Consider the following 12,068-nt stretch of genomic DNA (forward strand, 5'->3'; position numbering starts at 1 on the left):
ATTCGCGTTGCTGAGGAGTGGGCTTCCATGATCGAAGACTTTTGGAAGGATAAGTACCCTGCCGGGATTGCTGCCGACATCAATCCGGACGAGTATCCGAATATTCAGGCGGTGTTGAAGCAGTCCTGCCAACGCTTTGCCGACAATCCGGCGTTCAGCAACCTGGGCAAGACAATCACCTACGGTGAACTGTACGAATTGTCCGGTGCCTTTGCCGCGTACCTGCAACAGCATACCGACTTGAAGCCGGGCGATCGAATCGCCGTGCAGTTACCCAACGTGTTGCAGTACCCGGTCGCCGTCTTCGGTGCCATCCGCGCCGGGCTGATCGTGGTCAACACCAACCCGCTGTACACCGCGCGGGAAATGGAACACCAATTCAACGACTCCGGTGCCAAAGCCCTGGTCTGCCTGGCCAACATGGCGCACCTGGCCCAGCTCGTCGTGCCGAAAACCGGCGTCAAGCACGTGATCGTCACCGAAGTGGCCGACCTGCTGCCGCCGCTCAAGCGCCTGCTGGTCAACAGCGTCATCAAGTACGTGAAGAAGATGGTCCCGGCGTATCACTTGCCCAAGGCCATCAAGTTCAACGATGTGCTGAACAAGGGCCACGGCCAGCCAGTGGTTGAAGCCAACCCGGCCAGCAGCGACGTTGCCGTGCTGCAATACACCGGCGGCACCACCGGCGTGGCCAAGGGCGCGATGCTGACCCACCGCAACCTGGTGGCCAACATGCTGCAGTGCAAGGCGCTGATGGGTTCCAACCTCAATGAAGGTTGCGAGATCCTGATCACGCCGCTGCCGCTGTACCACATCTATGCCTTCACCTTTCATTGCATGGCGATGATGCTGATCGGCAACCACAACATCCTGATCAGCAACCCGCGCGATTTGACGGCGATGGTCAAGGAACTGTCGAAGTGGAAATTCAGCGGTTTCGTCGGCCTCAACACGCTGTTCGTGGCGCTGTGCAACAACGAAGGCTTCCGCAAGCTGGACTTCTCGGCGCTGAAAGTCACCCTGTCCGGTGGCATGGCCCTGCAACTGGCTGCGGCCGAGCGCTGGAAAGCGGTCACCGGTTGCGCCATCTGCGAAGGTTACGGCATGACCGAAACCAGCCCGGTGGCCACCGTCAACCCGATTCAGAACATCCAGATCGGCACCATCGGCATTCCGGTGCCGTCGACCCTGTGCAAAGTCATCGACGATGCTGGCGTTGAACAGCCGTTAGGCGACATCGGCGAGCTGTGTGTGAAAGGTCCGCAAGTGATGAAGGGCTACTGGCAGCGTCAGGACGCCACCGATGAAATCCTCGACAGCGAAGGCTGGTTGAAGACCGGTGACATCGCGCTGATCCAGCCTGACGGTTACATGCGCATCGTCGATCGCAAGAAAGACATGATCCTGGTCTCCGGTTTCAACGTGTACCCGAACGAACTGGAAGACGTGCTCGCGACCCTGCCGGGCGTGCTGCAATGCGCAGCCATCGGCGTACCGGACGAGAAGTCGGGCGAGGCGATCAAGATCTTCATCGTCGCCAAACCGGGCGTGACCCTGACCAAGGAACAGGTGATGGAGCACATGCGCGCCAACGTCACGGGCTACAAGGTTCCGCGCTCCGTGGAGTTCCGCGACGCGCTGCCGACCACCAACGTCGGCAAGATCCTGCGCCGCGAGTTGCGCGACGAAGAGCTGAAGAAGCTCGGCGTCAAGAAGGTCAGCGCGTAACAAAAAAAAGCCCCGCAGATGCGGGGCTTTTTGTTGGTGCTCTTGTGGCGAGGGAGCTTGCTCCCGCTGGGTTGCGAAGCAACCCTGAAACCTGTAACCCCGTTTCGTCAGATGCACCGCGTACGCCGGGTTTGCGACTGCTTCGCAGTCGAGCGGGACGGTGCGGCGATCCGACAAGCTCCCTCGCCACAGGGGATGGGTGAAGTTACAGGCGGAACTGCGCGAAATTGACGTTGGTACCCGCCGGGCGCATGTCCTGGAGGTACGAGTCCTTGTCGGCGCTCAGTTCCAGGCTCAAGGCCGCTTTGCGTTTACCTTCGTTGCGCACCACCAGGCCTTCGAGCTTCTCGCGCAGGAATACTGTCGGCACTTTCAGGTGCAGCAGTTCGTCGGTATCCGGGGTGTGCATCAGCAGGTGAACCCACTCGTACTGACCAATGGCCAGGCGTGCGACCGGAATATCGAACCACCAGATATTACGGTTGCGGTTCAATTCGGTGAAATGGCAGTTGTTGACGCCAAGCACAGCACCGCCAAGTTCCTGGTTTCTGCGGGCAATGGCCTGCTTTTTATCGAGTTTCATAACATTCCTACGGGATTGGATCTTCAGTGCCATGGCCTGAATACGTTGCGCATTCTCGGGGGTTGGTCGGCAAACATAAAGCCCAACCTGCACTGAACGATGAAATGTCGCCGTGAAAATAAATGAAACTCCGCGCAAACGCCTCCGGTCAACCTTGTGTAACGACTTTCCCGTTGAATGGTTCACAGGAGAAACACCATGAGCAGCACTGGCGATAAAGTAAAAGGCATGGCCAACGAAGCCGTCGGCAACGTCAAGCAAGGCGTCGGCAAGGCTACCGGTAACGACAAAATGCGCGCCGAAGGCGTCGTGCAGGAAAAGAAAGGCGAAGTCCAGCAAGCGGTCGGCAAAGCCAAGGATGCTCTCAAAAAAGGCATCGACAAGGCGTGATCCGGCCTTTGATGAGCAACAGTAACGGCCATCCGCGGATGGCCGTTTTTGTGTCAGTCTGAACTTGCATAAGGAAATTGTTTCAAACTCGCCAAGTAGGCTACTTTGATGTAGAAAACGGCCCCTGAGTCGCCACGACTTCAACCTTTTTGCGGCGAACGGAGACGCTAATGTTTTTCCCACACATGAAAGGTCTGCGCCTGCACCGTGTCATGGTGCGCACGGTCACCGAGTTCGTCGACGACGAGATGTCGACCTATGCCTCGGCGTTGGCCTATCAAATGCTGTTCTCGCTGTTTCCCTTCATTCTGTTCCTGATCGCCCTGATCGGTTTCCTGCACCTCCCTGACTTCTTCTCCTGGCTGCGCCTGCAATCGGAACTGGTCCTGCCGCCCCAGGCGCTGGAACAGGTGAACCCGGTCATCGACCAGCTCCAGCAATCCAAGGGTGGCTTGCTGTCGGTCGGTATCGTGATTGCCCTGTGGACCGCATCCGCGGGTGTACGGTTGATGATGAGCGCGATGAACGCCGCCTACGACGTGGTTGAAGGCCGTCCGGCGTGGAAGCGCTTTCCGCTGTCGATTATCTACACCGTCGGCATCGCCGGCATGCTGTTGATCGCCGCCGCGCTGATGGTGCTCGGGCCGCAGGTGATGGCCTGGATCGCCTCGCAAGTCGGCCTCGAAGACTTTATCGTGACGCTCTGGACCATCGTGCGCTGGCCGGTGGTCGTGATTCTGTTGATGATGGCGGTGGCGCTGATTTATTACGTCATGCCCGACGTCAAACAGGAGTTTCGCTTCATCACCCCAGGCTCGGTGCTGGCGGTGGTGGTGTGGATCATCGCGTCGCTGGGTTTCGGTCTGTACGTCAAGATGTTCGCCAACTACAACGCCATGTATGGCAGTATCGGCGCGATCATCGTGCTGTTGCTGTACTTCTACATTTCCGCTGCGGTGCTGTTGCTCGGCGCGGAGATGAATGCCGTGATTGAGCACATGTCGTCCGAGGGCAAGAATGATGGCGAAAAAGTCCCCGGCGAACTCGCCCACGAAGAACCCAAACAACACGTGTCGGGACTGGGTCGGGACCACTCGATCAAGCCGACCACTGACGAAGTCATCAAATGATCCGTGAAATCCTGAAAATGGGCGACGAGCGCCTGCTGCGCATCGCCCCGCCGGTACCGGCCGAAATGTTCGACAGCCCGGAGCTGTGGCAACTGATCGACGACATGTTCCAGACCATGGAAAGCGTCGGTGGCGTTGGCCTGGCTGCGCCGCAGATCGGCGTCGACCTGCAACTGGTGATCTTCGGTTTCGAGCACAGCGAACGCTATCCAGACGCCGAAGCGGTGCCGCAGACGATTCTGATCAACCCGCTGATCACACCGTTGAGCCCGACGCTGGAAGAGGGTTTCGAAGGCTGCCTGTCGGTGCCCGGCCTGCGCGGTGCAGTGGATCGCTATCAGCACATCCGGTACGAAGGTTTCGATCCCAAGGGCAATCCGATCGTGCGCATAGCTTCAGGCTTCCACGCGCGCGTGGTGCAGCATGAATGCGATCACCTGATCGGCCGCTTATACCCGTCGCGCATCAGTGACTTCAGCAAGTTCGGGTTTACCGACGTGATGTTCCCGGATCTCGATCCTGCTGCAGACGACTGACGCCTTTCTGAGTCATCCAGAGGCTTCCAGCCCCATGGCGATCATCGGTTTGCTCCGCGCGTAACGGCTCAAGCGTTCCGCCATGGAGTAGGGCAGTGGCGGGTCGAAGGTAAAACCGCGACGTTCATAAAACCCGCGCAAGTCCGGATGACAAAACAGCCACACCGGGCCTTCAAGCTCCTTCAGCGCCTCGGCGATCAGCGCCGCCGCGATGCCCTGTTCACGGCAGGCCGGATCGACAAACAAACCCGTCAGCCAATGCCCGTCCGCCACCGGTCGCAAACACAGTGCGCCAATGATCTCCTCGCGCCTGGCCACCCAGAGTTGAGCGTCGCGGACGGCTTTCATCGACGATTGGTGAGCGCGATAAAACTTGTTCATCAAGGGCCATAAAGGCTCGGCGAGCAAGGTGTACTGGGTGTTGGGCATGGTCTTCGACTGTCGGTGCGCAAAGCGGGCGATTATAAAAGAACGCGCGCGCAGCGATAGGTGTATACCTGATCTCACATCCCGTATGAGTGGAGTACGTATCATGGCCAAAGGCATGGATTCAAAAAAAGCGGCAAAGAAGAAACCGGCGAAAACCGCCGATGAAAAGCGTGCGGACAAGAAGGCCAAGAAGGTGGATGTGTTCGGTCATTGATCCCGCGACAAGGGAGCCCGGCCCTCGGGCTCCTGCTGCTTCTAACGCAATAACCAAATAATCTGCAAGAAAACCCTGCGCCATTGCACAGAAGGGGACTGGTCCCCGATCTGAGCAACGCCATGCCCCATTACTTCGATACCGCCCACCGTGAAGAAATCGACACCCTGCGCCAACGCCTGACCGCTCGTACCGAGTGGCCGACCTGGCTGTTGCTGGTCGGCGTGTACGCTGGTTGGTTCAGCATTGTTTTGGGAAGCCATCGGCTGGGGCTCTGGTGGAGCACGGTGTTGTTGATTCCACTGGTGGTGCTCTGGTTATCGGTGCAGCACGAATTGCTGCACGGTCACCCCACCCGCTGGACATCGCTGAATAAGGTCCTCGGCTACGCGCCGTTCGCCGTCTGGTATCCCTACACCCTGTATCGCGACAGCCATTTGCTGCATCACCGCGACGAAGACCTGACCCTTCCGGGTCGTGATCCGGAAAGCCGTTACCTGAGCGCCGAGCAGTGGCAGGGCAGTTCACTGTTCGAACAGAGTCTGCACTGGCTGAACAAAACCGTGCTCGGCCGCTTCGCCCTCGGTGCACCGCTGGCCTTGCTGGCGCTGGCCCGGGAAGAACTGCAACGTCTGAAAGCAGGTGAGCGGCAGGCCTGGTTGATGTGGTTGAGCCATGGCACGCTGACCCTGCTGATGTTGCTGTTTATCGCCCGCTACAGCGTGCTGCCGGTGTGGCATTACCTGTTGCTGATCAGCGTGCCGGCGCTGTCGATTGCAATGATTCGCTCCTACTATGAACACCGTCCCCACGCCGAGCCCGAGCAAAGGACGGTCATCAATGAAGCCGCCTGGCCGTGGCGCTGGCTGTTCCTCAACCTCAATCTGCATTTGGTGCATCACGACTTGCCAGGGTTGCCCTGGTACGACTTGCCCCGCGCCTACCGCGCGCGTCGCGAGCAATGGCTGGCGCGCAGCGGCGAGTTTCTGGTGCAGGGTTATGGCCAGTTGTGGCGCCGGCACGGGGTGAAGGCCATCGACAGCCCTCGGCATCCGTTCAGTTGAGAAATCCAATGACTTCAGCCTACGCAGAACTTTTGATGTACGTCGCCCCCGAGACGATCCGCGAGGCCAATGAGCGCTGGCTGACGCGAATGCTCGAGGGACTGGGCGCCACCCGCCGCAACGCCGAAGGCCTTTCGCTGATGGACCTCTGGTTGTCCCCACACTTGTTGCTGACCCAAACCTGTGGCTATCCGCTGATGACCGCGTTGCGCGGTCGTGTTCGGGTCATCGGTCGTCCTCGCTATGAACTGCCGGACGCCAACGGCGGCAACCATTGCAGCCTGTTGCTGAGTCGCGCCGATGATCCACGGCGCAGCCTGCCGGCCTTTCGCGACAGCCGTGGGGTGATCAATGGCGACGACTCCAACAGCGGCATGAACCTGTTGCGCCACCGACTGGCGCCGCTGCATCGAGACGGGCAGTTCTTCGCCAGTGTCGGTATCAGCGGCAGCCACCGCGAAAGCCTGCGCTGGTTGCGTGAAGAGAGGGCGGACCTGGCGGCCATCGACAGCGTCACCTTCGCCTATCTGGCGCGGCACGCCGAAGAAGAAGTGGCCGGCCTGCGGGTCATTGCGCGAAGTGCGTTCAGTCCGACCTTGCCGTTCATCACCGCCGCGACCGTCACCGATGAACAGGCCGAGGAGCTGCGGCAGGTGATGAACACGACATTGCAGGAGTTGCCCGACGTCAGTGAAACACTCGGTCTGCGAGAGGTATTGCCGGCCGGCGAAAGCGACTATCGGATTGTGCTCGACTATCAGCAGGAGGCTGAGGCGTTGGGGTATGGGCGATTGCGGTAGGGGGGGAAGATCGCAGCCTCGTTTCACTCGACAGCTGCTACAGAAAGTCGGTGTGCATCTGTAGCAGCTGTCGAGTGAAACGAGGCTGCGATCTTTTGATGAATAATTCCAAAATAGAATATAAAAATGCTTTTTAAGTATTATTAATGAATAAGGCTCCTTGCTAGGATCGCGTCACCGGATCACCGGACATTCAGCGACCCCTAACCTTTGGAGCCTCTATGTCCGGCACCGACCTTTCCCATCGCAACGACGTGGGCGGCTTGTTCCGCGCGCATTACCCCTGGCTATGCGCACGGTTGCGCCGGCATCTGGGCGCCAGTTCCAGCGTCGAAGACATCGCAGCCGAAACCTTTCTACAACTGCTCGAATCGCCGGGGCTGACCCCGATCCGCGAGCCTCGCGCCTTGCTCACCACCATTGCCCAGCGATTGATCTATCAGCTCTGGCGCCGCCGTGATCTGGAGCGCCAACACCTCGATCAGTGGCAACACCTCGATCAGCAGCAAGCGATCTCACCAGAAGAACGGGTGCAACTGACCCAGGCGTTGCATGGCCTCGACCGTACGCTTGAGCGCTTGCCGGGCAAGGTGCGGGCAACGTTCCTGTTGTCGCGAATCGACGGTCTGACCTACCCGCAAATCGCTGCCGAACTGGGCATTTCCCAGCGTTCGGTCAGCGTTTACATGACGCGTACCCAAGCCCTGTGCGCCCGACACAGTGCCAACCAATCCTTGAACTCCCTGACCCAGAGGTCCGCATGAGATCGATCAAAACCCTGCTCGGCAGTTCGCTGCTGGCCCTGAGCCTTGTGGCAATCCATGTACCGGCCGCGGAGAAAACCGCGCCGATCCACTTCGGCGACATCACTTGGGAAAGCGGCAGCCTCATCACCGAAATCCTGCGATTGATCGTCGAGAAAGGTTACGGCTACCCGACCGATACCCTGCCGGGCAGCACCGTCAGCCTCGAAGCGGCTCTGGCCAAAAACGATATTCAAGTGATCGGTGAAGAGTGGGCCGGGCGCAGTCCGGCGTGGGTCAAAGCCGCCTCGGAAGGCAAAGTGTTTGGGCTGGGTGACACAGTCAAAGGCGCCACCGAAGGCTGGTGGGTGCCGGAATACGTGATCAAGGGCGACCCCGAACGCGGCATCAAACCCTTGGCCCCGGAGTTGAAATCCGTCGCTGATCTGGCACGTTACAAAGATGTGTTCCGCGACCCGGAAGACCCGAGCCGAGGACGCTTCCTCAACAGCCCGACCGGCTGGACCTCGGAGATCGTCAACAGTCAGAAGCTCAAGGCCTATGACCTGACCGGCAGCTTCGTCAACTTCCGCACGGGTTCTGGCGCTGCACTGGATGCCGAGGTGGCTTCGTCGATCCGTCGTGGCAAACCGGTGCTGTTCTACTATTGGTCGCCGACGCCGCTGTTGGGGCGGTTCAAACTGGTGAAACTCGACGAGCCGGCTTTCGATGCCGACGCCTGGAAAACTCTGGCCGACGCCAACAACCCGAATCCGAAAGGCACGCGGTCGATGCCGGCAAGCCTGGCGATCGGCGTGTCCGCGCCATTCAAGGCGCAGTACCCGGACCTGGTGGCGTTCTTCGAAAAGGTCGATCTGCCGATCGATCTGCTGAACCAGACGCTCGGCCAGATGAGCGAAAAGCGCCTGCAACCGCGTCAGGTGGCCGAAACGTTTTTGCGTGATCAGCCGCAGGTGTGGAAGGGCTGGGTGCCCGGTGAAGTGGCCACCAAAGTGAGTGCAAGTTTGTAGTTCGGTGGCGCTCTCGAAGGGATCTAAAGCCTTACTCCGACTCAGCGGCCAATGCAGCCTTCACGGCGGGCCGCTGATCAACCCGCGCCTGAAACTGCGCCAACGCCGGCCACTCATTCAAATCGATGGCAAACAGGTGCGCCCAGCGCAACACCGTAAACAAATACGCATCGGCAATGCTGAACCCGTCAGCCATCAAATAATCCTGGCGCTCCAGCGACTGACATAACACCGCAAACCGCTTGAACAGTTTCTCCTTGATCAGCACTTTGACCTCATCCGGGAACTGCGAACTGAACAGCCAACCCAGCCCGCCATGAATCTCGGTCGAGATGAAATTCAGCCACTCCTGCAACCGCACCCGCTCGAACGTCCCGCTCACGGGGGCCAGGTTCGCTTCGGGGCGCAGGTCAGCCAGGTATTGCAGGATCGCCGGACCTTCGGTCAGTACTTGGCCATTATCCAATTGCAGTGCCGCGACGTAGCCCTTTGGGTTGATGGCGAGAAAGTCGTCGCCGTTGGCGGTTCGCTTGGTGGTGTTGTCGACGCGGATCAACTCATATGGCAGATCGAGTTCGCGCAGCACGATATGTGGCGCCAGCGAGCAGGCGTGTGGGGCGTAATACAACTTCATCGACAGGGCTCTGGTTGGGGATTTGCGCCAGTGTCATAGTGCGCGGCACCCTCGGTAAAATTAATCTTTCAGAAAGCCGCCATAAGGAAAGCTACTGCCATGATGAATCTGATGCACTGGCGAATGGTGGTGGCCGTGGCTGACACGGGCAACATTACGCGGGCTGCCGAGCGGGTCGGCATGACGCAGTCCGGTGCCAGCCAGGCCTTGGCGTTGATTGAAGAAACCCTGGGCGTTCAACTGTTCAGTCGAGAGAATCGCCAGACTTTGCCGACGGCAATCGGCCTGTCTGTGATCGAACACGCGAGAACCATGCTTGGTGCTCTGGAAACCATTCGCAGTACTGTCGATTCCACCAAAGACATTCAGCGCGGGACGATTCGCCTGGCCAGTTTCCCCATGGTGTTGGCGACTTTCCTGCCGCCGCTGCTGCGTCAGTTCAACCGGCTTTATCCCGGCATTCAGGTGGTCGCGCTGGAGGTCAGCGACGATGAAGTGGAAACGCTGCTCGACGCCGGGTTGGTGGATGTCGGCGTGGTGTTGAACCCGGCACCGGAGCGCAATGCCGGTCGACTGGGACGTGATGCCTGGATGGCGGTGGTGCCCGGAGGCCATCCCTTGGCTCGCCGTTCGAATGAAGAAGGCGTCTCCCTGGCGGAGTTGGCGGAACAACCTTTTGTACTGGCCACAGGCGGTTGTTCGACCAACGCTCGCAGCCTGGCAGAGGATGCCGGGCTGCAACTGCTTGATGTGCGGGTCGAGGTCCGTGAATGGAGCAGTGCGTTCACTCTGGTGCGGGAAAACATCGGCGTGACGCTGGTGCCGGAGATGACACTGCCGGGCCAACTTCAGGGGCTGCGTGTGGTGCCGGTCAAACCGCGCATCGATCGAGAGTTTGCATTGGTGGCCGCTGCGAATAAGCCACCTTCGGCAGCAGTGCAGGCGTTAATGGGCATGCTCGCTGAGAAATGACGCATACCGATGCTGAACCGATTTTGTCCTCGATACTGGCCGACTAGTGGCCTTGCGTACCTTCCTCGCCTGTCTATGCTGACTCGTAACTAACTATGTCTGCCATGTGAAGGCCGTCATACACGTTAGAAGTGCGCGCAACCCAAGGCGCCGACGCTGAACAACATGGAGCTGTCCGGTCAATGGAATGTCTTATCAGAACGTTAGGGCTGGCCCGATTCCGGGCTATCAAGAGAAGGATGTCTTGATAAGAGCGTTGCAATATGGACTCTCCGATTAAACATCATTGATCACCTGACCCAGTCCTTCCTGTGGAGGGATGCGTGTGCCTGTTCCTTGGAACGTAGTGCTGGAGCTGTTGAAAGACCAAAGAACTTTCATCAAACAAAAGACCGCGCTGAAGGTGATATGACTATGTTTAACCGACGTCACAAGTCTGACTTGCTGGAAATCGAACGATTCAATTGCGCGCTGACCGAGGCTAACGCGAAGTTGGCCGCGGTCAGCCGCTCGATGGCGATGATTGAGTTCACCCCCGAAGGGATCGTGCTCGATGCCAACGACAACTTTTGCAGTGTCATGGGTTACAGCGCCGAAGAAGTGCGCGGAAAACATCATCGGATATTTTGCGAAGAAGCGTTTTATCGAAGCGAAGCCTACGCCAAGTTGTGGCGTGACCTGGCCCGCGGCGAACCGGTGAGCGGGACCTTTTTACGCTTGGACAGGAGCGGCAAGGAGATCTGGCTCGAAGCCAGCTATATGCCGGTGTTCGGCGCCGATCGTCAGGTCCGGAGTGTGATCAAAGTCGCCACTGACATCTCAGCCAGGACCTACAAGGAACACGAAAACGAGAGCGTGCTCGCGGCGATCAGTCGTTCCATGGCCGTGATCGAATTCACCCCGGATGGCAAAGTCATCACGGCCAACGACAACTTCTTGAAGACGATGCATTACTCGCTCAACGAAGTGGTTGGCCAGCACCACAGCCTGTTTTGTCATCGTGCTGAAGCTGAATCTCAGGCCTACAAAGCGTTCTGGGCCTCGCTCAATCGCGGCGAATATCAATCGCGCCGTTTCGAGCGCAAAGATAAACACGGTCATACGGTTTTCCTGGAGGCTTCCTACAACCCGCTGTTCGACACCAAGGGGCGGTTGTACAAAGTGGTCAAGTTCGCCAGCGACATCACCGATCAAGTGACCACCCTGCAAACCGCCGCAGAGTCGGCCCACAGCACCTCGGTTCAAAACGACGCCTGTGCGCAGAAGGGTTCTGAGGTGGTGCAGCAAACGGTGCAGATCATCCAGGACATTTCCAAAAACTTGAACGAAGCGGCGCTGAGCATTGATGCCGTCAGCAAACAGTCCGACATCATCGGCACCATCGTTCAGACCATTCGTGGAATTGCCGATCAGACCAACCTGTTGGCGCTCAACGCCGCGATCGAAGCGGCCCGGGCCGGGGAACACGGGCGCGGGTTCGCGGTAGTCGCCGATGAAGTTCGCAGCCTTGCGGCACGAACGAGCCAGGCAACGGTGGAGATCGTTGAAGTGGTGCGCAAGAACCACGATTTGTCATTGAGTGCGGTGTCGAGCATGCAGTCCAGTTTGGGTCGAACCGGGCTTGGGGTGGAACTGGCGAATGAGGCGGGAGCCGTGATTCTGGAGATTCAACAAGGGTCGCGGCATGTGGTGGATGCGATCAGTCAATTCAATTCGACCTTGCAGATAAGTTGATAGCGGCACATTGAAAAGGGTCCTTCGAAGGGACCCTTTTTTATTGATTGCAGGTTCGCTCGCGCCAAGGAACAACCCGA

12 protein-coding genes and 2 pseudogenes are annotated in these 12,068 nt (G+C 58.7%); 11 read left to right on the plus strand and 3 right to left on the minus strand.

The genetic code is table 11. The features are described from left to right. Positions 1-27 precede the first annotated feature (27 nt). Entirely contained in the window at positions 28-1,728 is a 1,701-nt protein-coding gene (gene fadD1, locus QF010_RS28945; protein WP_429534450.1) for a long-chain-fatty-acid--CoA ligase FadD1, read from the plus strand. Positions 1,729-1,933: 205 nt separating this feature from the next. Here fadD1 and QF010_RS28950 read toward each other — a convergent pair whose 3' ends face one another. Further along, positions 1,934-2,311 carry a hypothetical protein gene (locus tag QF010_RS28950; protein ID WP_033056806.1) on the minus strand — a complete coding sequence of 126 codons (378 nt, stop codon included), beginning with the start codon at positions 2,309-2,311 and terminating at the stop codon, positions 1,934-1,936. Between the two features lie 198 nt (positions 2,312-2,509). Here QF010_RS28950 and QF010_RS28955 point away from each other — a divergent pair, with 198 nt between their 5' ends. The 3 genes from QF010_RS28955 to def all read left to right on the plus strand — a co-directional run bounded on the left by QF010_RS28955 (position 2,510) and on the right by def (position 4,367). Beyond that, positions 2,510-2,701: a CsbD family protein gene (locus tag QF010_RS28955; protein ID WP_033056805.1), complete on the plus strand. Its 192-nt coding sequence runs from the start codon at positions 2,510-2,512 to the stop codon at positions 2,699-2,701. A gap of 170 nt (positions 2,702-2,871) precedes the next feature. Further along, positions 2,872-3,831, plus strand: a complete 960-nt coding sequence (locus tag QF010_RS28960; RefSeq protein WP_429534451.1) for a YihY/virulence factor BrkB family protein — start codon at positions 2,872-2,874, stop codon at positions 3,829-3,831. Beyond that, a complete protein-coding gene (def, locus tag QF010_RS28965) occupies positions 3,828-4,367 on the plus strand; it encodes a peptide deformylase (RefSeq protein ID WP_033056803.1) in 540 nt (179 codons plus the stop codon). The genes QF010_RS28960 and def overlap by 4 nt, the downstream gene beginning before the upstream one ends. 12 nt (positions 4,368-4,379) lie before the next feature. On the opposite strand, the gene QF010_RS28970 is transcribed toward def, so the two are convergent. After that, positions 4,380-4,796, minus strand: a complete 417-nt coding sequence (locus QF010_RS28970; RefSeq protein WP_033056801.1) for a GNAT family N-acetyltransferase — start codon at positions 4,794-4,796, stop codon at positions 4,380-4,382. A gap of 336 nt (positions 4,797-5,132) precedes the next feature. On the opposite strand from QF010_RS28970, the gene QF010_RS28975 reads away from it, so the two are divergent. The 4 genes from QF010_RS28975 to QF010_RS28990 all read left to right on the plus strand — a co-directional run bounded on the left by QF010_RS28975 (position 5,133) and on the right by QF010_RS28990 (position 8,648). Further along, positions 5,133-6,074, plus strand: a complete 942-nt coding sequence (locus QF010_RS28975; RefSeq protein WP_429534452.1) for a fatty acid desaturase — start codon at positions 5,133-5,135, stop codon at positions 6,072-6,074. 8 nt (positions 6,075-6,082) lie between these two features. Continuing rightward, a complete protein-coding gene (locus QF010_RS28980; RefSeq protein WP_429534453.1) occupies positions 6,083-6,874 on the plus strand; it encodes a phosphate/phosphite/phosphonate ABC transporter substrate-binding protein in 792 nt (263 codons plus the stop codon). 221 nt (positions 6,875-7,095) lie between these two features. After that, the gene (locus QF010_RS28985; protein WP_429534454.1) at positions 7,096-7,638 is read left to right on the plus strand and encodes a sigma-70 family RNA polymerase sigma factor; all 543 of its coding nucleotides are present in this window, start codon (positions 7,096-7,098) and stop codon (positions 7,636-7,638) included. Continuing rightward, positions 7,635-8,648 (plus strand): ABC transporter substrate-binding protein, encoded by a 1,014-nt coding sequence (locus QF010_RS28990; protein ID WP_429534455.1) that lies wholly within the window; start codon positions 7,635-7,637, stop codon positions 8,646-8,648. The genes QF010_RS28985 and QF010_RS28990 overlap by 4 nt, the downstream gene beginning before the upstream one ends. 31 nt (positions 8,649-8,679) lie before the next feature. Here QF010_RS28990 and gstA read toward each other — a convergent pair whose 3' ends face one another. After that, positions 8,680-9,282 (minus strand): glutathione transferase GstA, encoded by a 603-nt coding sequence (gene gstA / locus QF010_RS28995; protein WP_429534456.1) that lies wholly within the window; start codon positions 9,280-9,282, stop codon positions 8,680-8,682. A 99-nt stretch (positions 9,283-9,381) separates the two neighbouring features. Between gstA and QF010_RS29000 the strand changes: the two genes are divergently transcribed. The 3 genes and pseudogenes from QF010_RS29000 to QF010_RS29010 all read left to right on the plus strand — a co-directional run. Further along, complete coding sequence (locus QF010_RS29000; RefSeq protein WP_429534457.1) at positions 9,382-10,254, plus strand: LysR family transcriptional regulator; 873 nt, start codon at positions 9,382-9,384, stop codon at positions 10,252-10,254. 519 nt (positions 10,255-10,773) lie between these two features. Further along, positions 10,774-11,445: pseudogene (locus QF010_RS29005) on the plus strand (PAS domain-containing protein); the annotation flags it as partial. Positions 11,446-11,562: 117 nt separating this feature from the next. Continuing rightward, a pseudogene (locus QF010_RS29010) lies at positions 11,563-11,988 on the plus strand (methyl-accepting chemotaxis protein); the annotation flags it as partial. Positions 11,989-12,068: the final 80 nt, after the last annotated feature.

Origin of the sequence: Pseudomonas silensiensis, assembly GCF_050434865.1 — a bacterium.
Classification (GTDB): Bacteria; Pseudomonadota; Gammaproteobacteria; order Pseudomonadales; family Pseudomonadaceae; genus Aquipseudomonas; species Aquipseudomonas fluorescens_W.